The organism is Saprospiraceae bacterium (assembly GCA_016712145.1).
Lineage (GTDB): Bacteria > Bacteroidota > Bacteroidia > Chitinophagales > Saprospiraceae > Vicinibacter.
In genome coordinates this window covers 1,339,354-1,365,398 of the sequence record JADJRO010000001.1, presented here as the reverse complement: position 1 = coordinate 1,365,398, position 26,045 = coordinate 1,339,354, and the positions used below count along the sequence as shown (strand labels likewise).

Here is a 26,045-nt window from a genome sequence, read left to right as displayed (position 1 = left end):
AAACCAAAACTACCGAATCACATGTACTCAAAAACCGATACAATTGCTACATATTGCAGTACGGCTAATTCTTTATTCCACGCTATTGGAAAAGGAATAATTTTTAATAAGGTATTTGAATCGCTTTACCTCAAAATCCTGCAAAATTTAAATGGAATTATAAACCACAAACGGCAATTGTCGTTTTTAGTTTGTTTTGTTTTTATACTGGGTTTTAAGGTAAATGCTCAATTTACCTGCGGGACGCCGCCGAACATTTTTTTCATCAATGCCACGGATACCGCTCAATGCTTTATTTCAAATACTCCAAGACTAGGTGAAAATTGCTGTAGCGGAACAAATCGCTGCGTTCGATTTAATATAACATTTTCCAAGCCTTTGTGTTTTAGTTTGACCTATACTGGAGGAATGCATTCTGTTTGGCAAGATGATTGCACAATGCCTGTCCCAAATCTTGATAAAATTATCCCTACACTTCCTGGATCCATGAGCCTGCTAGTTTGTAAGGCAGGAAATGATGCTCAAACCTATACGATCTGTTCTAAGTTGTGTTGCACTTTAGATGTTGACTGCCCGCCTGATGAAAATTATCAATGTGTTGAAGATGTTCCAACTCCTGCTTTAGATACAGCTGCATTCAGAGCCTTAGGAGGTGGGGTCAACGATTTTTGCGATTCAGTTAAAATCAGCTATACAGAATCTCGCAATATGGGAACTGCTTGTATAGGAGATACACTTAAAATTTTAAGAGTTTATAAAATAAAAGATTCAAAGGATTCAATAAGTTGTGCAGTTACTTATAATGTAGTTGATACGACCAGACCAATGATAACCTGTCCGATCAATGTAACTGTAAATTGTGATGCAAACAATCAACCACCGGCAACAGGTGTAGCAACTGCAACAGACAATTGCACGAATGTGGTAACAAATATCAGTTCATCAGACAATCGTACCAACGGATCTTGCAATGACAATTATTTAATTACCCGGACCTGGACAGCAGTAGATAGTTGTGGAAACACCAATACCTGCAATCAACTGGTAACGGTACAAGATACCACCAGACCAATCATCACGTGTCCGATAGACGTAACCGTAAATTGTGATGCGAATAATCAACCACCGGCAACAGGAGTAGCAACGGCAACAGATAATTGCACGAATGTGGTAACGAATATCAGTTCATCAGACAATCGTACCAATGGATCTTGCAATGACAATTATTTAATCACACGGACCTGGACAGCAGTAGATAGTTGTGGAAACACAAACTCTTGCAATCAATTGGTAACAGTACAAGATACGACCAGACCAATCATCACGTGTCCGATAAATGTAACCGTAAATTGTGATGCGAATAATCAACCACCGGCAACAGGAGTTGCAACGGCAACAGATAATTGCACGAATGTGGTAACGAATATAAGTTCATCCGACAATCGCACCAATGGATCTTGCAATGACAATTATTTAATCACACGGATCTGGATGGCAGTGGATAGTTGTGGAAATACAAATACCTGCAATCAACTGGTAACCGTACAAGATACGACCAGACCAATCATAACCTGTCCGATCAATGTAACTGTAAATTGCGATGCGAACAATCAGCCACCGGCAACAGGAGTTGCAACAGCAACAGACAATTGTACGAATGTGGTAACGAATATAAGTTCATCCGACAATCGCACCAATGGATCTTGCAATGACAATTATTTAATCACACGAACCTGGACAGCAGTGGATAGTTGTGGAAACACCAATACCTGCAATCAACTGGTAACAGTACAAGATACCACCAGACCAATCATCACGTGTCCGATAGACGTAACCGTAAATTGTGATGCGAATAATCAACCACCGGCAACAGGTGTAGCAACTGCAACAGACAATTGTACGAATGTGGTAACGAATATCAGTTCGTCAGACAATCGTACCAACGGATCCTGTAATGACAATTATTTAATAACACGGACCTGGACAGCAGTAGATAGTTGTGGAAACACCAATACCTGCAATCAACTGGTAACCGTACAAGATACCACCAGACCAATCATCACGTGTCCGATAAATGTGACCGTAAATTGTGACGCGAACAATCAGCCACCGGCAACAGGAGTAGCAACGGCAACGGACAATTGCACGAATGTGGTAACGAATATCAGTTCATCCGACAATCGCACCAATGGATCCTGCAATGATAATTATTTAATTACCCGGACCTGGACAGCAGTAGATAGTTGTGGAAATACAAATACCTGCATTCAACTGGTAACAGTACAAGATACCACCAGACCAATCATCACGTGTCCGATAAATGTAACTGTAAATTGTGACGCAAACAATCAACCACCGGCAACAGGCGTAGCAACGGCAACAGACAATTGTACGAATGTGGTAACGAATATCAGTTCATCAGACAATCGCACCAATGGATCCTGCAATGACAATTATTTAATAACACGGACCTGGACAGCAGTAGATAGTTGTGGAAACACAAACTCTTGCAATCAACTGGTAACCGTACAAGACACCACCAGACCAATCATCACGTGTCCGATAAATGTGACCGTAAATTGCGATGCGAACAATCAACCACCGGCAACAGGAGTTGCAACGGCAACAGACAATTGCACGAATGTGGTAACGAATATCAGTTCGTCAGACAATCGCACCAATGGATCTTGCAATGACAATTATTTAATCACACGGATCTGGACAGCAGTAGATAGTTGTGGAAACGCAAACACTTGCAATCAATTGGTAACGGTACAGGATACCACCAGACCAATCATCACTTGTCCGATAAATGTAACCGTAAATTGCGATGCGAACAATCAACCACCGGCAACAGGTGTAGCAACTGCAACAGACAATTGCACGAATGTGGTAACAAATATCAGTTCATCAGACAATCGTACCAACGGATCTTGCAATGACAATTATTTAATTACCCGGACCTGGACAGCAGTAGATAGTTGTGGAAACACCAATACCTGCAATCAACTGGTAACGGTACAAGATACCACCAGACCAATCATCACGTGTCCAATAGACGTAACCGTAAATTGTGATGCGAATAATCAACCACCGGCAACAGGAGTAGCAACGGCAACAGATAATTGCACGAATGTGGTAACGAATATCAGTTCATCAGACAATCGTACCAATGGATCTTGCAATGACAATTATTTAATCACACGGACCTGGACAGCAGTAGATAGTTGTGGAAACACAAACTCTTGCAATCAATTGGTAACAGTACAAGATACGACCAGACCAATCATCACGTGTCCGATAAATGTAACCGTAAATTGTGATGCGAATAATCAACCACCGGCAACAGGAGTTGCAACGGCAACAGATAATTGCACGAATGTGGTAACGAATATAAGTTCATCCGACAATCGCACCAATGGATCTTGCAATGACAATTATTTAATCACACGGATCTGGATGGCAGTGGATAGTTGTGGAAATACAAATACCTGCAATCAACTGGTAACCGTACAAGATACGACCAGACCAATCATAACCTGTCCGATCAATGTAACTGTAAATTGCGATGCGAACAATCAGCCACCGGCAACAGGAGTTGCAACAGCAACAGACAATTGTACGAATGTGGTAACGAATATCAGTTCATCCGACAATCGCACCAATGGATCCTGCAATGATAATTATTTAATCACACGGACCTGGACAGCAGTTGATAGTTGTGGAAACGCAAACACTTGCAATCAATTGGTAACCGTACAAGATACGACCAGACCAATCATAACCTGTCCGATAAATGTAACTGTAAATTGTGACGCGAACAATCAACCACCGGCAACAGGAGTAGCAACGGCAACAGACAATTGCACGAATGTGGTAACGAATATCAGTTCATCCGACAATCGCACCAATGGATCCTGCAATGATAATTATTTAATTACCCGGACCTGGACAGCAGTTGATAGTTGTGGAAACTCGAATTCCTGCAATCAACTGGTAACAGTACAAGATACAACCAGACCAATCATCACCTGTCCGATCAATGTAACTGTAAATTGTGACGCAAACAATCAGCCACCGGCAACAGGTGTAGCAACGGCAACAGACAATTGTACGAATGTAGTAACGAATATCAGTTCGTCAGACAATCGCACCAATGGATCCTGCAATGATAATTATTTAATCACACGGACCTGGACAGCAGTAGATAGTTGTGGAAACGCAAACACTTGCAATCAATTGGTAACAGTACAAGATACGACCAGACCAATCATCATCTGTCCGATAGACGTAACCGTAAATTGTGATGCGAATAATCAACCACCGGCAACAGGTGTAGCAACTGCAACAGACAATTGTACGAATGTGGTAACGAATATCAGTTCATCAGACAATCGTACCAACGGATCCTGTAATGACAATTATTTAATTACACGGACCTGGACTGCTGTAGATAGTTGTGGAAACACAAACTCTTGCAATCAATTGGTAACAGTACAAGATACGACCAGACCAATCATTACCTGTCCGATAAATGTACCCGTAAATTGTGATGTGAACAATCAACCACCGGCAACAGGCGTAGCAACTGCAACAGACAATTGTACGAATGTGGTAACGAATATAAGTTCATCAGACAATCGCACCAATGGATCCTGCAATGATAATTATTTAATCACACGAACCTGGACAGCAGTGGATAGTTGTGGAAACACCAATACCTGCAATCAACTGGTAACAGTACAAGATACGACCAGACCAATCATCACGTGTCCGATAGACGTAACCGTAAATTGTGATGCGAATAATCAACCACCGGCAACAGGTGTAGCAACAGCAACAGACAATTGTACGAATGTGGTAACGAATATCAGTTCATCCGACAATCGTACCAACGGATCCTGTAATGACAATTATTTAATAACACGGACCTGGACAGCAGTAGATAGTTGTGGAAACACAAACTCTTGCAATCAATTGGTAACAGTACAAGATACGACCAGACCAATCATCACGTGTCCGATAAATGTAACCGTAAATTGCGACGCAAACAATCAACCACCGGCAACAGGAGTTGCAACAGCTACAGATAATTGCACGAATGTGGTAACGAATATTACATTCAGTAACAATCGCACCAATGGATCCTGCAATGATAATTATTTAATCACACGGACCTGGACAGCAGTAGATAGTTGTGGAAACGCAAATACCTGCATTCAATTGGTGACAGTACATGATACGACCAGACCAATAATATCGTGTCCAATCAATGTAACTGTAAATTGTGAGCCAGGTATACAAGCCTCAGCGACAGCTACCGACAATTGTACAAATGTGGTTATGAATATTTCATTTAGTGATACTCAAGCTAACATTTCCTGTAATAACGGTTATGATTTGATACGCACCTATACGGCAACGGATAGTTGTGGAAATTCAAGTTCTTGTATTCAGATTATTACTGTTCAGGATACTACTGAACCAATTATTGTTTGTCCTTCTTCACCACAAATAAGAGGAACTGAACCAGGTGAATGTTTTTATTTTGTTGCGGGAATTGAATTAGATGCTCTTGGGTCTGACAATTGCACTCCACTAAATGATTTGATCTTTTTCAATTCATTTAATGGTGGAAATTCCTTAGATGGACAATTGTTTTTAAAAGGCAGTCATTTAATTGAATGGACTATTTCTGACAATTGTGGTAATATATCAACTTGTAATTTTGTATTGAATTTGGTAGATAGTGAGAAACCTGAAATAGTTTGTCCTCAGAATATAGTAATACCATCCAATCAACAAACATGCACTGCAACGGTAAGTTATCCAGATCCAACGCTGTTTGATAATTGTCCTTGTGCATCAATCAAAACAATACCAGGTTATATTTTGATGGATACATTTGGAGGGCATGCTTATTATTATTCAATAGCACCAACGAGCTTTGTAAATGCTGCTGCAAATGCAATTTCTGCAGGAGGTCATTTATTAACCATTACAACTCCAGCTGAAGATTTTTTCATAGCAGCCAATAGTTATTTTGAGCGATGGATTGGCTTATCCGATCAAACCATTGAAGGAACGATGCAGTGGATTAATGGAGAGCCATTTGTTTACAACAATTTTTGTCCAGCTCCGGGATTTCAGAATGATCCTGCACAGGATTTCGTTTTTGTGGGTCAACTGAGCTGCAGTCCGGACCAATGGGCATTTAGTCAGGATAATGTATTGAGACAATCCATATTGGAATTTGATTATGTACCGCTGGATACATGCAGGATTGAATTGCTGAGTGGATTAAGCAGTGGATCTGAATTTCCATATGGAATAAATAATGTGCAATGGATTGGTTATGATGCATCCGGAAATACGGATACCTGTACCTTCAGTGTTATTGTGAGCGATGGAGGAGCGCCATCAATAACTTGTCCTCCTGCTATATCCATTAATTGTGATGTAAGCCCAACACCAGCAAATACGGGGAATCCTATAGTACTTGATAACTGTGATCCAAATCCAACTGTTATTTTTAGAGATGTTTTAGATAATGGTCAATGTCCTCATACCTATTCTTTCACCAGAACCTGGGTGACATTTGATGCAGCTGGCTTAAGAGATAGCTGCGATCAATTCATAATGGTTCAGGATACTACTCGCCCAACGATCAGTTGCCCAAAAAATCGAACGATTAATTGTGAAGATCTGGCTCAAATTAATGCTTCAGGAACTGCAACTGCAACTGACAACTGCACCAGTGTAGTTACCAATATTACGTTTAACGATCTATTGAATGCGGGTTCGTGTTTGGATAATTTTACGGTCAACAGAACCTGGATTGCTGTAGATAGTTGTGGAAACAATACAAGTTGTGTGCAATTTATAAACGTTCAGGATACGACAAGACCTCTGCTTAGTTGTCCGCCAAATATGACTGTAAATTGCGATGCGATTATTCAAGCACCTTATACAGGTACAGCCATTGCAAGCGACAATTGTACCGATCTGATTACAGATTTAACATATACTGACAATCGCACCAATGGATCCTGCAATGACAATTATTTAATTACACGAACCTGGACAGCAGTAGATAGTTGTGGAAACACAAATACCTGCAATCAACTGGTAACAGTACAAGATACCACCAGACCAATCATCACGTGTCCGATAAATGTAACCGTAAATTGTGACGCAAACAATCAACCACCGGCAACAGGAGTAGCAACCGCAACAGATAATTGCACGAATGTGGTGACAAATATCAGTTCATCAGACAGTCGCACCAATGGATCCTGCAATGACAATTATTTAATCACACGAACCTGGACAGCAGTCGATAGTTGTGGAAATACAAATACCTGCAATCAACTGGTAACAGTTCAAGATACCACCAGACCAATTATCACGTGTCCGATAAATGTAACCGTAAATTGTGACACGAACAATCAACCACCAGCAACAGGAGTAGCAACGGCAACAGATAATTGCACAAATGTGGTAACGAATATTACATTCAGTAACAATCGCACCAATGGCTCCTGCAATGATAATTATTTAATCACACGAACCTGGAAGGCAGTAGATAGTTGTGGAAATACAAATACCTGCATTCAACTATACCACTCGCCCGGTTATAAGCTGTCCAATTGATTTAACGTTTGATTGCGATGTTTTTAGTCAGCTACCTAACACGGGAGTGGCTACTGCAACAGATAATTGTACGGATGTTATTACGAATATTGTTGTTACTGACAACAGAATTGATGGAACCTGCAGCAATAACTTTCAAATAGAAAAAACCTGGATTGCAACAGATAGTTGTGGGAATACGAATCGTTGTATACAAACGATTACTGTACAAGATACCACCAGGCCAGAAGCTAACTGTCTTGATATAGAAATAGAGTTTGATCAGGATAGTATCGTTGTTCTTGATCCATATCAGATAAGTGATGATAGCCGCGATAATTGCGATGTCGATCCGATTTTAAATCTTGATATGGATACAATTCGATGCAATTTGGGAATGGCTAGTGTAAATGTTATATTGACGGTAACGGATAGTTGTGGTAATTCTTCAACATGTATTTCTGTTGTTTCTATAATCGATCGAGTAGAGCCGGTTATGAACTGCATTGGCGATTATGACCTTGTGCTGGATGGTTGTGAGTGCTTTGGAAATCTTTTAAGAGATCATCCATTAAATTTTTATCTTAATGCAACAGACAATTGTGATACCAGTTTGACGTTCGTCCAATTAGCCCCGGCGGGAATTCCGGTTGATTCTATTCCGGTTGGAACACATATTTTTACATTTGTAGCAATTGATGATTTTGGAAATGATGATACCTGTTCATTTACTGTTCATGTATTGGGTGCTATTACTGGTGATATTTCTTGTAAATCAAATGTCAATGTATCATTAGATCAAAATTGTGAAGCTTTAATAACTGCCCACGCAGTATTGGCAGATAAAAATTGTGAAGAACGGTTTTATGATGTTGAGTTATTTACTAAGTATGGAATTCCTTTACCCAATGACATTGTAACATCAAATTATGTCAATGCAGAATTGATTGTAAAAGTCACAAGTTTATGTAATTTTAACTCATGTTGGTCAACGATTAAAGTTGAGGATAAGTTTCCTCCTATTTTAATTTGTTACACAGATTCAATTTATTGTGGTTTAGGAACAATCAACCCACTTCCAAAAGTAATTGAGAATTGTGGCCCATATACATTGAACTTGATTGATGAGAAGCATCAACCAATTGAATGCGATCCATTGGTCATTGGATTAATTCAAAAAACGTATCAGGCAATTGACGCTTCAGGAAATGTAAGCGATACCTGTACCATGAATATTTATACAAAGCGATTGTCATTGGATTCAATTATTTTTCCAGGCTCCTTGCGATTACCATGTTCGGATAAACTCGTTTTGGATAAGAATAACAATCCTGATCCATTGATTACAGGTACACCGTTCTTTAATAGCATCGATTTGTATTATCCTAAGAATTTTATTTGCAACCTATTTACAACGTATGAAGATTTGGATTTAGGTGAAATTAATTGTGTCCGTAAAATTATGCGTGTTTGGACGGTTCGCGAATGGTGGTGTAATACAGAAATTGTGAGAACGGGTATGCAGGTGATCGAACTTTTTGATAATCTGGGCCCCGAAATCACGCACATGCCATATGGATTTGAAGCGACAACAGGAAGACGGGATTGCGAAGCACGGGTATTGTTACCAAGCATCGAAGCAGTAGATGCCTGCCATAATAATTTGCGAATCGATATCATCTATCCAGGAGGTGTATTGGAGAATCAAAATGGGGGTTATGTAAATTTACCAGTAGGAGAAGATACAGTATATTATAGAGTGTATGACGGCTGTTACAATTTAACAGAAGCGTATATAATAATCCATGTGAGAGATGAAACAGAACCGGTAGCGGTATGCGATCGCAATACGGTAGTAGCATTAAATCACAGTGGCTACAACTGGGTACCTGCAGAAGTATTTGACGATGGCAGTTTTGATGAATGCCAGTTACATCACTTTGAAGTCAGACGGATGGATGACCAAGCATGCGGAGCGAGAGGAGCCGACGATTGGGGTCCGGAAGTAGGATTTTGTTGTGAGGATGTAGGCAAGACCATCATGGTAGGATTTAAAGCAATCGATCACAGTGGGAATGAAGCGATCTGCATGGTAAGTGTAGACGTACAAGATAAAGACATCCCGTTGATCAGCTGTCCACCAAATATTACAGTAGATTGTCGGTTTGATATAGACCGGAATCATTTAGAAGTATTTGGAAAAGTAGTAACGGAACAAAGTTTACGGGAGAAGATTGTAATCGATCCAAACTACTGGCATAACATCGGAGGCCATCCATTAGATGGCTTGGCAGAAGATAATTGTCCGCCGGAAATAGTAGAAGAACAAGACTATGGTGGATTGAATCAATGCGGACTAGGTTATTTCTATAGATATTTCACGGCGGTAGATCAACAAGGCAACAGAAGCCCGTCATGTTATCAATTAATCACAGTAATCAATCACGAAAGTTTTGATGCCAGTGACATCGACTTTCCGGATGATCTGGATACATTTGGAATCTGCAATCCGGATGAGTTGATCCCAGAGCGATTAGCATACCCATATGGAAAACCAGTCGTGAATGATGACGAATGTAGTTTAGTAGGGTATGCGTATCACGACCACGTATTGTCAGCAACAGTACCCGGGGATCCATGTTTTAAGATCATACGGGTATGGAAAGTAATCGATTGGTGCCAACGGGATATAGATAACAATGTGATCATCTGGCAGGATACGCAATATATCAAAGTAAGAAATTTAATAGATCCAACAATAGATCGGATTACGAAGGATACAGTAATTTGTAGTTACGATGTAAACTGTAGACCGATCCCGGTAACATTTTCAATAGAAGCAGGAGACGATTGTACAGATCCGTTGTTGATGCTGTATACGTATAAGATAGATTTTGACAGCGATGGAACGATCGATGTAGTGAGAGCAGGAATCGGAGAACGAGTCGCAAGTGGGACGTGGCCATTGGGAAGACATACGGTGAAGTGGGAAGTAGAGGATCGATGTGGCAACACAGCGAAAGAAAGTTTTATAATGGATCTAAGAAATTGCAAACCACCGGTAGCGTATTGTTTGAATGGGGTATCGACCAATCTAACGCCAATGGATTTAGATGGAGACGGAATACCTGATACAGCAATGGATAGCGTATGGGCAAAAGATTTTGATGCGGGCTCGTATCACAATTGTGGATATTATGTGACATTAAGTTTTTCAGCCGATACGAATGATAAATACCGAGTGTATGATTGCGATGATCGGGGCTTGCAAGCAGTCGAGTTGTGGGTAACAGATATCAATGGCAATACCTCATTCTGCAGAACGTTTATCGACGTACAGGATAACCTTGGATTTTGTCCACCGAATATCAAGAATTCGAATGTAGAAGGAATCATAACAACGGAGAAAGATGACCGGGTACAAAATGTATCAATCAATCTGGTAAACAGCGGACTGAATGAAGTGAAGACAGATATCGAAGGCAGGTATGCATTTATGCAAGTACCTAATGGACAGCAGCTAGAATTAAAACCAAGTAAAACAGACGGATGGTTGAATGGAGTAAGTACAGCGGATATAGTAAAAATCCAAAGACACATATTGGGATTAGAACCTTTGAGTACAGCATATAAAATGATAGCTGCAGATGTCAACCGAAGTGGAAGTATTACTGCAAAAGATATATCAGAATTGAGAAGGCTTATACTAGGTATTACTGATGGAATTGAAGGGAATACAAGTTGGCGATTTGTACATCGTTTATATGCATTCAATGATATCAACAATTGTTTATCGGAAAATTTTCCTGAATCCTATTGGATGAAACCTTTGCAATCCGATATGCAATTGGATTTCTATGCTGTTAAAACAGGAGATGTAACGAATAGTGCTGTTACAAAAGGCTTTAATTTGAGTAAAGATCGAAATAGAAAAGTGCTTGAATTAAGCATTGAAGATCGCATGCTTAAAAAAGATCAGTCTGAATTTATTGAATTGAAAATTAATAAGGGCTTGGAATTTGAAGCAGTCCAATTTACTTTAGAGTGGGATCCACAACAGTTGGAAATTGAAGATATTGAAGGCAATACTAAACTTAAAATAAGCGGTGAACATTATTCATTGATGCATTTGGCTGATGGTAAACTAAGTTTTAGTTGGAATGGCGCATTTCCAGAATCAGATTGGTTGTTAAAATTAAAAGTAAAGGCAAAAAAAGCAGTGAAATTATCAGAAGGACTGCGTGTAAGTTCAACTGTAACAACTGCGTTGTCTGTACTCAAAGCAACTCAAGAGGAAGGCGAAGTTTCATTAAATTTCAATGGAATGATGCTTCATGAATTTGTGGTATTGCCAAACGAACCCAATCCATGGAATACTAAAACGACCATTGGATTATGGATGCCTCAGGAGGGAGCAGTAAGTTTCAGTGTATATGATCTGTATGGTAAATTGTACTTGAAAAAAGATCTGCAATTCGGAAAAGGCTATCAGGAGATTCAATTAGACCCGTCTGGTTTGGATCAAAAGGGAGTCTATTATTATCAATTGGATTATCGCAACCAAAGCATTACAAGAAAAATGATTCTCAGCGAATAAGGTCAAACCCTTATTAGGAGTTTAAAAATCAATAAAACGAAAGGCCTGTAAGCAATAGGCCTTTCGTTTTTTTATGCAGGTATTTTGAAATGCAGCAAGCGCAGGGTACGATCCATTGATATTCAATAATTTATAAATTAAATAAATTACATATATTAAATATAATTAACTTATATATTATTGTGAATCAATATTATATAGTATATATTTTATAAATATGTAAATTATTTATAATATATTTGTTAGTTGAAATATGAAATTAACTTTCAAATGTAAATTATGAATCCAGGATTATTCAGGCGTTTTTTAACAGTAATTTTATTGATTTCAAGTTTTTCAATAAGCCTTTATAGTCAACAGGCTGGATCATGGACATTAAATGATATTCAACAAAAAATCAAGGATCCGCTTTTTAGTAAAGAATCATTTCAAATTTCAAGTCAATATTTGGATGAGCATACCGGTATCAGACATATCTACCTTCATCAATTTTTGAATTCAATTCAAATCATTCCAGTTGATCTTGCTTTTCATTTTAATAAAAATGGATTATTAGTTTATTCAACTGGAACTTTTATATCAAATCCAGATGCGAGGTTATTAAATAAGCGTGCAAGATTTAAGGCTGATCAGGCAATCCAACAATTATTTAAGATTAAATCGATTGAGTTAGAACCAACTGACCTTTTAATGCCAAGAACTTTGCCAAATCCCGGTACTGAAATTCCAATAAAAGTCAAACAATTGCCAGAAGATAAATTAACCATAAGGGAAATTTATTATTTAAATGGTCAGCAAGAATTAATACCGGCATTTATTATTAATTGGAACCGTAAAAACCTGAATGAGTGGTTGCAGTTATATTTAGATGGCATTAGCGGCGTGCTGCTTGCTGAATACAATCAGATACAATCCTGTGATTTTGAGCATATGACCTTTGAAAGTAAAAGTTTATTTCAAGTTCATAAGCAAGAAGAACCTTTTTTGCCAATTGGTAATTATCGTGTTTTTTCAATGCCAACTGAAAGTCCAATTCACGGTACAAGGGACCTTGTAAATCAACCTTGGTTAAAAGCAAGCAATGCAAGTCCATTTACCTGGCACGGAGATGGAAATTTTTTATACTATGCCAGCCGAGGCAATAATGTGGATGCTTATGAGGATAGTGATGGAGATGACCAGGCAACAGGAGGGGATGCTGCACGTGCCTACGGAGGTTCTCAATTAAACTTTGATTTTAATTATGATCCTTTATTAACACCCTTACAAAATAAAAATGCAAGTGTTACCAATTTATTTTATTGGTGTAATTTAATGCATGACGTTTGGTATCAATATGGCTTTCATGAACAAGCAGGAAATTTTCAAATTAATAATAATGGCAAAGGTGGTTTGGGAAATGATTATGTAATTGCAGAAGCAATTGACTTGATTAACAGTGCACGAAACAATGCAAACTTTGGAACTCCCATTGATGGTTATCCGGGTGTAATGCAGCTCTATGCATGGCAACCACCTGTTCAAGATCAGTTATTAATAGAATCCCCCGCTTCAATTGCAGGAAAATATACCTATGTACATACCCCAATCAGCCCAATAATTTATGCACCAATTTCCAGACAAATTGTGTTGGTTAAGGATGGATCAAGCTATCCAAGTTATGCCTGCTCCAATTTAATTAATGCCGCTGAAGTAAATGGTAAAATCGCTATGGTAGATAAAGGAATTTGTTCATTCACCGGTAAAATGTCACGAATTCAGGCAGCGGGTGCCGTTGCTGTAATTATTTGTAACAATGATAACAATCCACCTTCAGGTTTTGGTGGTTGGACGAATGGATTGACTATACCGGCAGTTATGCTTTCTAAAAGCGATTGTCAAAAAATTAAAGTTGAATTGAGTAAGGGGGTTTACAGTACCATCTTGCCAAGTTCGAAAATTGAATTTAAAGTGAATCAGAAATCCTATGTGTTTTCCAGAGCTTCATTTGGGCCAGTGATTCCAAACTTAAGTTCAACATTGGTTCAGGCAATGGACAATTACAACATGCTTACCGATGCTTGTGACTTTATTACAAATGGAAATCAATTAGCTGGAAAAATTGCGATTATTGATGAAGGAAATTGTGAATTAACGTATAAAGCATATCAAGCGCAAAATTACGGAGCCGTTGCAGTGGTAATCTGTAAGCAAAATACGGGATATCCTGATTCAATTCCTAAAGGAAGTTATGGGCAATATCTTCAAATTCCCTTGATTGAATTGAGCCAAGCCGATTGTCGGAAATCAAATTAATTCCATCTCCAACGGCCAATTTGTAAACCAATCGCCTCAATTATTAGATGGGGATATGGATGCAGGCATCATATGCCATGAATATGGCCACGGAATTAGTAATCGGTTAACGGGTGGCCCAGCAAATGTTTCTTGTCTCAATAATGCCGAACAAATGGGCGAAGGGTGGAGTGATTATTTTGGATTGGTGATGACCATGAAATCTACAGACCTTGCTTATCAAAATAGAGGGATGGGTGTATATGCAAGTGGACATGCCATAAGTGGTGTTGGAGTTAGACCCTATCCTTATAATGTTGACCTAACTGTGAATCCTGCGAACTACAGTCAGTTGAGTGATATGGTTAAAATTTCACAGCCGCATGGGATCGGCTATATTTGGTGTTCGATGATTTGGGATATGACTTGGGCTTTAATATCTCATTATGGCATGGAACCTGATATTTATATTTCTAATTCGTCAAAAGGTAATAGCATGGCTTACCGTTTGGTAATGGAAGGTCTTAAATTGCAACCGTGTTCGCCTGGTTTTGTAGATGGACGCAATGCCATATTAAAAGCTGACAGTTTGTTGTTTGGCGGAGTTCATTCATGTTTAATCTGGAATTGTTTTGCAAGACGCGGACTGGGTTTTAGTGCAAATCAGGGAAGCAGCTCAAGACGTGACGACGGGATTGCTGCAAGTGATTTACCTTCTGGCTGCAACTTAATGTCGGATTCAGAATTGTTTTCATCCGTTTTTTTAGCTGACTATGAATTGATATTAGTAGCCCAGGCACAAGAAAATTCTGTTTTATTAAATTGGAAATTAGATCCATTCTATCAGGATAAAAATTGGATCCTTGTTAGGCGCCAGGGAAATTCAACAGATGAGAAAATTATTTACCGATCTAATGGTTTTTCACATTCAATTCCAGAACTTGAAGATAAGGACGTAAAACGTAATGAAACCTATTTCTACCAATTGCGGATCCAGGATGGATCTGAGATTGTCGCGCATTCAGATTGGATTAAATGCAAATTAGATGTTGGAAATGATCAACTTACATTATATCCAAATCCAGTCACAAGCACACTTTTTATCAATCCAGATCCTAATGATTATGGAACCTTCGAATTGGAATTGTTCAATCAATCCCTCCAGTTAATAGAGGGGCGTACTCTAAATTATAAAAAGGGGGACTTGCTTAGTTTAAATTGTGCAGGTTTGCAAAATGGAATTTATTTTATTCGGATGAAATCTGGAGGTGAAATTAAAACACGTAAGTTTGTAAAACATTAGAGAATCTCTGAAAATTTAATAGAACATTTTATTTTTAATTAAAATAATCGCATCTCAAGCAATTTTTATTGCAATTAATATGTACTAAACTTATCTTATTAATAGACGGTCATCAATCGTCTTGATGTTGGCTCCAATTTTTAGAATGCTATGAATATTAAAATACATTCTAAAATTGACAAATTTAATATCCTTGATTTCGTAGTGTGATAAATCACCCTCTAAAAACAAGCCTGGGATAACCTCTGTATTGTGTATCATGTGTTGAACCTGATTTACATAGTCGATTAAGCTTAGATTGATTTGCTCTTCAATGGCTTTTTTTAATTTATTTTGTGCTATTCCTTTAACCAGGGAAAACATAATTTTATCCATTTTAGGTCCACTTACAGGTTTTAATTTTAAATGCTCAAGCTCAATGCTTTTGGATTCTAACTGGTAAACAGGATCAAAAAATAAATCCATTTTTCCTTTGTATGCACCTGCAAGTTCTAAATGAATAATCATGGTTTGGTTTACACCTTCCATGTGAATTTTTTTTACAGTCAACTGACTAATTCCAGAACCGAACGGCTGGTTTTCAATTGATTCTCGAACCATTTGTTCTATATACGGTAAGGGAATTCTTGATTGGATGTCAAACGTCGAATTGTTGTCAAAATATGGTCTGATTGAAAAAGTCATATCATTTTCTAATTCAACCGGACGCGTTTCAGCTACAACGGATTCAAAGTAAATCATGCATGGAATCACTAATTCAGTAGAAGTCATAGACATCGGACCCAGTGCAATTTCCTGTGGACTTGCAAAAATATGGATGATACTGTCTTCTGTAGAATATAAAGCTTTATTAAAATATTTTCTTACTGAATTTTTTATTTTATCCAGCTTAACATTTTTTTGAATGGTTTCATCAATAGCTGTACAAATAACTGATTTATATTTTTTTAATAAAAAATTTGAAATTTGTTCAATGGGTAATGAAATTCCAACAATGTTTAATATCGGTTTATTAATCCATCTGTGTGAAACCAATTCAGTTTTATTTAACAATTGATCTTGAAAGATATCAATACTGGTAGAGAGCTGGATTTCTATTTCTGCTTTTGCTTTGAGCTTACTTAAAAACCCTTTTGGGCTAATTTCAATTTGCAATGGAATTGAATATAAAAGTGCATTATTAATTGTTTGAATGTCAAGTGGACCAGAAATCCTGGTTTGAATTTTATAGTCTTCTTCAAATGTAAATCCATCATTAAAGGAATTGGTAACCACTTTATTAATGACTCGGTTTAATTCGAATCTTGAAATTTTAACGGGTAGATTTAAATTGGAGGTCATAAGCGTTGGAGGAGTAATAATTAAGTCAGTTTGTTCCGGATGTAATTTTTTGGTACAGCGGTACTGAAAAACTAGTAAGATGAATGCTAAAAGCAGATATTTTCTATTCATAAAAACAATTGCAGACTATAATAACTTAACTCTTGCTTATTTAGTATTTAAATAAAATAAATGATTGTGATTTCTTAGTTGAATCAAAATTAAATTACAGCAGCCTGTCCCTAATGATATCATCTACTACTGCGGGATCGAGTAGGGTAGAGGCATCTCCTAATTCATGGAGTTCCCCTTCTGCTATTTTTCGTAAAATCCTACGCATTATTTTCCCACTTCTTGTTTTTGGCAATCCGTTTACGAATTGAATTTTATCGGCTTTAGCAATAGGACCTATATGATCCATGATGTGATCGTTAATATTAGCTTTTATTTTTTCAACATCGGACTCCTGTCCATTGTAAATTACAAAGGCATAAATAGCCTGACCTTTAATAGGATGTGCGTATCCCACCACAGCACTTTCTGTCACATCTTCCAGGCTGTTGATGGCATTTTCAACTTCGGCGGTACCAATTCGATGCCCACTGATTTTTAAAACATCATCCACTCGGCCGGTAATTCTATAAAATCCATTCGCATCTCGTTTTGCTCCATCTCCTGAAAAATAGAGATTTTCAAATCGATCAAAATAATTTTTTCTGAAACGTTCATGATCTTTATAAGTGGTTCGAAGCATTCCAGGCCAAGGAAACTTGATGCATAAAAATCCATCTGTTTCATTATCCAAAATTTCTTGACCATCATCTGTAACTAGGCAAGGCTGTATTCCAGGTAATGGTAAGCTTGCATAGGTTGCTTTTTGAGGAGTGACGCCTGCGAGATTTGAAATTAAGATGCCTCCGGTTTCGGTTTGCCACCAGGTATCTACAATCGGACAGTTGGAGTGACCAACTTGTTCAGAATACCATTCCCAGGCTTCTTCATTTATGGGTTCACCAACAGATCCTAAAACTTTTAAACTAGAAAGATCTTTATCCTGAAGCCAGGAATTGCCATAACTCATCAAACTTCGAATGGCAGTTGGTGCTGTGTACAGAATCTCGGCTTTAAATTTTTCGATAATTTTCCAGAATCTGTCTGGTTCAGGCCAGGTAGGAATGCCTTCAAATAACAGTGTTGTCGCTCCTGCACACAATGGACCGTATACAATATAGCTGTGTCCAGTGATCCAACCGATATCAGCCGTACAAAAATGAATTTGGTTTTCCTGGTATTGAAATACGTTTATAAAACTGTAGCAAGTATAGATCATATATCCTGCACACGTATGAACAACCCCTTTTGGTTTACCGGTAGATCCGGAGGTATACAAAATAAATAACATGTCTTCTGCATCCATGGATTCGGGAGGTATGCTTAATGACTTTACCCGATCTATTTTAGTTAGTTCTTCATGCCACCAAAAATCACGTCCTGTTGCCATTTGTGTTTTAGAATGGGTACGCTGATAGACTATAACTGTTTTTACAGTAGGACATTCTAACAACGCTTCATCAACGATTGATTTTAATTCAATTGATTTGGACCCTCTAAATGCTCCATCACAGCAAATGACACAGCTTACTTCAGCATTCTGGATCCTATCAGTCAAACTTTGAGCACTGAATCCGCCAAAAACCACATTGTGTATTGCACCAATTCGTGCACAGGCTAACATGGCAATAACCACCCTGGAACCATCCCCATGTAAATACAAACCCGATCTCCTTTTTGTACCCCATGCATTTTCAAAACGGCAGCAAATTCACAAACTGACTGATGCAATTCGTTGTATGTTATTTTTCGTTCTGGTTCAGATGGATTATTTGACTCCCACAAAATGGCGAGTTGATCCCGTTTAGTTTCTAAATGACGATCTAAACAGTTTTCAGTAATGTTGAGTTTGGCACCCTCAAACCATTTTATCCTGGGTTCTTTAAAATTCCATGACAAAACATGATCCCATTTTTTATAAAAATTGAAATGGGTTGCTATCTCAGCCCAAAATCCTATTGGATCCTCAACACTTTTTCTGTAGTGCTGGTCATAGTTTGATTTGGACTTTATTTGAAAAGGAAATGGCATGAATATTTTTTGCAAAGATAAAGTTCCTGACAGGAAGCAATGACTTTATTAGCACCCTTAATTCTTTAATTTCTTCAAGGCTGCTTTTATAGGTTGTGTCATTTGACTAAAAAAACTTTTTGGAAATGTATCGCAATTTTCAAATCCTAATTTTTCATCGCGACCATTGGAAGGCATATACACGGTACCGTATAAATAATCCCAAATGCTTAAGCTCAATCCATAATTAACACCATAAGATCCTTTGGGTAAATTTTCAGCATGATGCCAAATATGCATTTGTGGTGAATTAAAAATATATTGTAAAGGTCCTAGAGGTAAGTAAATATTAGAATGATTGAGGTGACCAATTGCCAGGGCAAAAATATGTACGACAAAAAAATCAGTCAAACCAAAACCAATCATTGCAAGGGGTATATATTCCAAAGTACGGTAAACAATTGTTTCCATAAAATGGTAACGCAAATGAGCCGCAAAGCCCATTTGCTGAACGGAGTGATGAACTTTATGAAATTCCCATAAAGCAGGTACCCGATGTAAGAGTCGATGGACATTCCATTGAATAAAATCCCTCAAAATAAACATCGTTAGTAATTTAAGCCAGAGTGGCCAGCCACCAATTTCAATTGCAACTAAATTTTGAATTCCAAACCATGCTAAAAATTGGTTAAACATCTTTACAATTACATCTGAAAATGCATTGTAAACGATTAATGAAAAAATAAAGAAATTGAAAAACATATAAAACGCATCAAGCCAAAAATCCTCACGGAACCGCCCTTGTTCTTTTCTCCAGGGAAATAGGAGTTCTAAGGTAAATGCAAATAAAGAAACTCCTATGAGCCAATAAAAATAATTGTGCCAGCTGGGGTTGCTGATTTCATTAATAAAATAGCTCCAGTACGATTGATAGGCATTTTTAATGGTTTCCAGATAAGACATATTTAAAAAGGATAAGAGTTAAATAGAATAGAACATTGTTTGACCAAATATAGTAGAAATACTGGATTCTTAAAGACTGATAATTATTTTACAAAATTTAAACCAGCATCTTTTATCTTTGAATATTCTTTAAACACAATGTATTGATATGTACGATTTATTAATGGTATTACATTCCTGGTTGCGATGGGTCGTCGTGGCCTTAGCAATTTGGACGATTCTCGAAAATTATAAGGGCTGGAAATCTGGCTTAACGTACAATGCAGGGGTAAAAAAATGGAATACATTTTTTATCGCCTCATTACATACCCAACTAGTAATAGGATTAATACTGTATGCATTTGTATCTCCAATGATGCAAAATATTTTGAGTGATTTTGGAGCTTCAATGAAGAATTCTGAGACTCGTTTTTGGAGTGTAGAGCATATTTTCGGAATGATTTTGGGAATTGCAATCGCTCAAATTGGAAGTATTAAATCTAAAAAACAGGCAACAGATAGTGCAAAATATGAAGTGGCCTTCAAGTGGTTTTTAGCTGGATTTATTATTATCTTGCTTATGATCCCTTTTGGAATCTGGAATATCGAGCGGCCGTTTTTTAGATTTTAATTGAAGGTTTCTGTTTATTTGTTGCATACGCGATCCCCTGCACCTAAAGGTGCATAACGACAGACTTCATACACTATACTAAGTTCCATTTCAATATCTAATGTAAAATGGGCGAGTGCACCTTTTGGCAGACCCTCTCCGGTCATAGTAAAACTTAAATCCGTGTCAAAGGTATTTGCTGCATACCGTTCAATAGCTCGTCTAAGCTCAGTAACTCCTTTTGAATTCAATTGTTGATTAATTAAGGTGCTGCCAATCACCAGTGGTAGAAATAAATTCTGTTGATCAATTAACAGAAAATTAAAAGAACCATCAGTAGTCACCACATGAATATCTACAAAAAGACTGCGGCATCCATTGTCAGCAGCAGCTGTATAATTTAATTTAGCTGAACTTAAGCTGGCTTTTTTAACCGTCGCATCTGCTGGAATTTGCATGGCTTTTTTAACATTTTCACCGGTAATTTTATTAGCATATCCAAACGGTTTTGCATCATTGATGGTAAAGGGTGCCTTGATATTTACTTTACGTGTTTCTGTGAAAATTTGATCCAGGCACGCATCATCTGAACCACCTAAATATTCTTCTAGGCCGCAACAACCGGACATTAAAACAAACAGCATCGAGAAAAGTGCTAATTTTTTCATGATCTTTTTTTTTTATAATTTTTAGAAATCTAAAGATAATCCCAAGGCACCGGTAACCGGTCCAGAATAATTAATGGCTCCATGAACATTTAGAATCCATAGTTTTAAAGAAGCAGATAATTCGGCAACAAAATGATTGTCAATGCCAATTTTAAGTTCTTTGGTTTTTACTTCTTCATCTTTGGTATAGGTATAGCTGAGATCTGTTTTAGCATCCTGATATCCTAACATCAACTGAGAAGACCACCAACGACCCGATTTGCCAATGTGCAAGGATCCTAAATGCATTTTTGAATTAATATAAGGATCATCTTTAAACTGATGAAAATAATATCCAACTGAAAGATCGATGGGTAGTTTTGGAAAGTATGGATTGATAGCATGTCGAAAGCCTAATCCCAATAAAGAAAGGGAACCTAAATTGTCATCCAATTCGATGGCAAAATAACGACCCGACAGTTCGGTATTAAAGAAACCACCAATTGTTATTTGTGGACTGGCCATGGGCAAAGCCTTCAAATTATATCCACCTGGAAATATATAACTGGTTCCATTAACACCATTTACTTCCACTGGCTCAATAGCACCTATAATCGTAGGGGCTTCTGCCGTTGAAAAGGGTTCAAAAGATTCATTAGTTTTGGCAGTAAAGGTTTTCTGTGCAGATGAAGGATAGGAACTCATTACATTAATACCAATTCGTATATAAAAACTGCTGTCAATAGCCGACCATTCTCTTAAACCTGTATTCAAGTTTGCAGTCATAAGTTCAAAAAGTGGCTGTACGAAAGGTCCGGTGTTATCATCAATGTATGTATTGAGAAAATCTTCAACACCCTCCTGGCTCTTAACTTCATTCACAGTCAAGCTAAAAACAAAAACTAAGCTTGCAAAAAAGACATTCCGCATGGATAAGATTTTTAGTATTTGAAATAGGCTTCTTCGTTCAAATTTACTATAAATATGGTTAATTTTAATATCCCTCCTGATTTTATGTTTTTTTTTACGGTTTTCCGGCATTTATTGCCTTAATTTTGAGCAAAGATTTAAAATGAGAATACTAATTGGACTGATCTGTTTGATGGGTTTTATAAATGGTTCACAGGCACAGGTAAAGTTGCTTCAGGATTATATAGAACAAGGAAAATCTTACCAGGAAATCTGTAGCAAAGCCGAAAAATTAATCCGAAAGAACAAACTAGAGGATGAAAGCTATCGGGAAAACATCTTTAGAAAGAAACGCAAGAAAAAAGATTTTCTGGATGACGAAAAATTGAAATTCGAACGCTGGAAATGGTTCTGGAGAGACCGGGTTACCGAAGGGGGTGCCTTTCCTGATTTACAAAGACAATGGCAATTGTACAATCAAATTACTCATGAAGCGCGTACAAGCTATCGAAATGCACCTTCATGGAAACACGAGGGTCCAAACAGAAATTCTGGGGGCTATTGGGGTATGGGGCGGACTACGCACATTGCTTTTCATCCAAATCAACTTAACACATTTTTTGTAGCTTCACCCAATGGAGGGCTTTGGAAAACAACAAACAATGGCTCAACTTATAGTTCTATTGGTGACAATTTACCTTATCAACCTGTAGGTATTGTACTGATAGATCCTCAAGCACCCAATACCCTCTATGTCAGTTTAGGTGAAAAAGATGGATGGTGGCAATACAATTTGGGAATTTACAAAACAACCGATGGAGGATTGACTTGGAAACCTACCAATCTTAATTGGAAACTTACGGATAATAAGGTAATTTATGCATTGGAAATGAATCCCCTAAACTCCTCTATTTTAATTGCAGCTACCAATGATGGCATTTATAAAACATTTAACGGAGGAACCACTTGGTCTAAGATCAGGACTGAGAATTTTTCAGATATAAAATTCAAACCGGGTGATACTTCGATTGTATATGCAGCTCTGAATGATTATTGGGGGAATTGCAATGTCTTCAAATCCACAGATGGAGGAAATTCATTTACTAAAGTCACTGATTTTGGTTTGCAAAAAGCATTTTTGCGATTAACCACTACAATTGATGATCCGGAGTATTTAGGTATAAATATGAGTGTAGATGGGGCTAAGAAATTTTACCTTTCAAAGAATTCTGCAAAGGATTTTAATTATATTTCTGATATGCCGGAGAATTCAGTTTTGTATTTCTCTCAACAAAATAAATCCGTTTTGTATTGTGGTTACGTGGTTATTTATAAATCAACCGATGAAGGCAAAACCTGGAACCAAATTACGGATTGGTGGGCTAGTGGCCAGGGTTATCCGGAAATCCATGCGGATCATCATTATATTGCCTCTAATCCAAAATCTAAAAATGATTTGTATTTCTGTTGTGATGGCGGATTATATCGGTATCATGAAAATACAGAAAGTTGGGACGAATTGGTGAATGGTCTTGCTATTACTCAATTTTATAAATTGGGAGTTTCTACAACCATACCTCCTGTTATCATAGGAGGTAGCCAGGATAACGGAGGTTTTTTAAAGCGCGCCAATGGATCCTGGTCAAATACCAATGGAGGCGATGCCATGTCTCAAGTTGTCGATCCAACAAATCAAAACATTGCCTATACAGAATATTGGGGTGGAAATGCCGTGTATCGAACTACCAATGGATTTAATGATCTGAAGGAGATTACTCAAAACATTGGTGCAGAATTACCAGGTCAATGGGTAACCCCTTTTAGTTTAAATCCACAAAACCCAAAAACTTTTATCATTGGCTACAATGATGTCTTTGTCAGCTTCAATCGAGGGAATAGCTTTATTAAAATTACAAATAATCTTACAGGAAATAAGGACAACGATTTAAGGGAAATTAAAATAAGTCCTGTTGATACCAATTTGCTGGTTGGATTTAGATCAAACATCATGTATGTTTCAAAAGACTTTGGAAAAACCTGGAAAAATACTTCTTTAATTACCAATCTTGAAATTACAGGAATTGAATTTCATTCAAAGGATACCAACAGAATGTGGTGTACACGGGGAGGTTATGGAGCCTTAAAAGTGATGACATCCAAAGATAAAGGAACTAGCTGGAGCAATATCACAAAAAATTTTGTAAACACTCCAGTCTCTTGTATTGCATTTGATGAAGCATCAAATACTTTATTTGTTGGGACAGATTTTGGTGTTTTCTTTTCTGATGCAGATAATATTGATTGGCAATATTATGGCATTGGCTTACCCCATACTGCTGTGACAGATCTTAAAATTCATCAGGCTCAACGCAAACTTTATATTTCAACTTTTGGAAGGGGATTTTATTCAATTGATTTACCGGATTGTGCACCTGCGGTAATCAATCTTGAAGTAGCTGTCAATAAAAGAAATTTTGAAAAAGCAGACACTTTAAAAATTTGCGCAGGATCTACCATCCGATTAAAAGCTCAGGATAGTTTAAAAGGTATTTTCAGATGGAAAGGGCCTGGTTTGGATACAAGCATCTTGAATAATCCACAAATAGATCTGGGTTTTTTTAATACCATTCAGAAGAATGGTAATTACAGTTTGGAATTTACTTCTGAAAAAGGATGTAAGCGATTGGATACCATAAACATTCGGGTACTCAACAAACCCAATCTTGAAATCAAACAAAGCCATCCCTATTTTGATTGCAACCACCAAACCATTAGATTAATTCCAAATTTAGCAATGGATACGATCAATTTTACATATCGATGGACCCATGCAAATGGATTAGATACGGTTGCATATTCGTTAGATATCAATCAGGAAGGAGATTATCAATTGGAGTTAACCAATAAATCTGGAAACTGTGCATTTTACTTTAATACTAACATTTATAAGGTGGAATCTTCTTCTATTCAAAACAAACAATTTGTTCATAATAAGTGCTATGGAGAAGCGCTTGGATCTTTGGCTTACACTGAATCCGGTGGGAAAGCTCCATTAAACTATTTATGGTCCACGGGCGATACTAGCAGATGGATTACAAATTTGAAAGCCGGAATCTATTATTTAACAATTACAGATGCGAATGATTGCAAGACATTGGATACCTTTCAAATAAATGAACCGGATGAAATTAAAGTAAGCCTTGCAATCAAAAATTCAAGTGGAACGGATGGAAGCATCATGGCAATGGTACAAGGAGGTGTTGCTCCTTACAAATACAGTTATTCTCAGAATGGAACTTTAATTGCTTTGAACCCTGATATTTTTGACTTGAAACCTGGTGTATACGATCTTGAAATTGAAGATGCAAACGGATGTATTGTATCTCGTAAAAATATTGTAGTTGAACAACTAGTTGGAAATTCAAATCTGACGAAGTCCGATATTCGATTTTATCCAAATCCGGTAAATGATGTATTGTATTTGCAATTTGATAAGCCACAATACAATACTCCGGAGTTTATGGTCATCAATGCAACCGGACAAATTTGCCCTGTTTCTATTAAGCAAAAATCACATGGAACGATGCAGTTGAATGTCAGTCAATTGATCCCAGGAGATTATATTCTAAAGTTTAATGGTTTTGAACAGCAAATAGAATTCCGATTTGTAAAAGTGAAATAATCTGGATA

At 37.4% G+C, this 26,045-nt stretch carries 10 protein-coding genes and 1 pseudogene; 6 read left to right on the top strand and 5 right to left on the bottom strand.

What is annotated here, in order from left to right:
- Positions 1 to 21 precede the first annotated feature (21 nt).
- From IPK91_05850 to IPK91_05835, 4 genes are all read left to right on the top strand, one after another.
- Entirely contained in the window at positions 22 to 7,653 is a 7,632-nt protein-coding gene (locus IPK91_05850) for an HYR domain-containing protein (protein ID MBK8296794.1), read from the top strand.
- Positions 7,592 to 12,229: a T9SS type A sorting domain-containing protein gene (locus IPK91_05845; GenBank protein ID MBK8296793.1), complete on the top strand. Its 4,638-nt coding sequence runs from the start codon at positions 7,592 to 7,594 to the stop codon at positions 12,227 to 12,229. Before IPK91_05850 ends, IPK91_05845 begins: the two co-directional genes overlap by 62 nt.
- Positions 12,230 to 12,508: 279 nt before the next feature.
- The gene (locus IPK91_05840; GenBank protein ID MBK8296792.1) at positions 12,509 to 14,524 is read left to right on the top strand and encodes a M36 family metallopeptidase; all 2,016 of its coding nucleotides are present in this window, start codon (positions 12,509 to 12,511) and stop codon (positions 14,522 to 14,524) included.
- Positions 14,525 to 14,579: 55 nt separating this feature from the next.
- A complete protein-coding gene (locus IPK91_05835; GenBank protein MBK8296791.1) occupies positions 14,580 to 15,806 on the top strand; it encodes a M36 family metallopeptidase in 1,227 nt (408 codons plus the stop codon).
- Between the two features lie 90 nt (positions 15,807 to 15,896).
- Here IPK91_05835 and IPK91_05830 read toward each other — a convergent pair whose 3' ends face one another.
- From IPK91_05830 to IPK91_05820, 3 genes and pseudogenes are all read right to left on the bottom strand, one after another.
- Positions 15,897 to 17,258, bottom strand: coding sequence for a DUF4403 family protein (locus tag IPK91_05830; GenBank protein ID MBK8296790.1), 1,362 nt, complete (start codon positions 17,256 to 17,258; stop codon positions 15,897 to 15,899).
- Positions 17,259 to 17,352: 94 nt separating this feature from the next.
- Positions 17,353 to 19,268 (bottom strand): annotated as a pseudogene (acs, locus tag IPK91_05825) (acetate--CoA ligase).
- Between the two features lie 57 nt (positions 19,269 to 19,325).
- Positions 19,326 to 20,210, bottom strand: a complete 885-nt coding sequence (locus IPK91_05820; protein MBK8296789.1) for a sterol desaturase family protein — start codon at positions 20,208 to 20,210, stop codon at positions 19,326 to 19,328.
- A gap of 148 nt (positions 20,211 to 20,358) precedes the next feature.
- Here IPK91_05820 and IPK91_05815 point away from each other — a divergent pair, with 148 nt between their 5' ends.
- A complete protein-coding gene (locus tag IPK91_05815) occupies positions 20,359 to 20,820 on the top strand; it encodes a hypothetical protein (protein ID MBK8296788.1) in 462 nt (153 codons plus the stop codon).
- Between the two features lie 14 nt (positions 20,821 to 20,834).
- Here IPK91_05815 and IPK91_05810 read toward each other — a convergent pair whose 3' ends face one another.
- Entirely contained in the window at positions 20,835 to 21,467 is a 633-nt protein-coding gene (locus IPK91_05810; GenBank protein MBK8296787.1) for a hypothetical protein, read from the bottom strand.
- A 21-nt stretch (positions 21,468 to 21,488) separates the two neighbouring features.
- Positions 21,489 to 22,376, bottom strand: a complete 888-nt coding sequence (locus tag IPK91_05805) for a hypothetical protein (protein MBK8296786.1) — start codon at positions 22,374 to 22,376, stop codon at positions 21,489 to 21,491.
- Between the two features lie 142 nt (positions 22,377 to 22,518).
- Between IPK91_05805 and IPK91_05800 the strand changes: the two genes are divergently transcribed.
- Positions 22,519 to 26,037, top strand: a complete 3,519-nt coding sequence (locus IPK91_05800) for a T9SS type A sorting domain-containing protein (GenBank protein MBK8296785.1) — start codon at positions 22,519 to 22,521, stop codon at positions 26,035 to 26,037.
- The last annotated feature ends 8 nt before the right edge of the window (positions 26,038 to 26,045 follow it).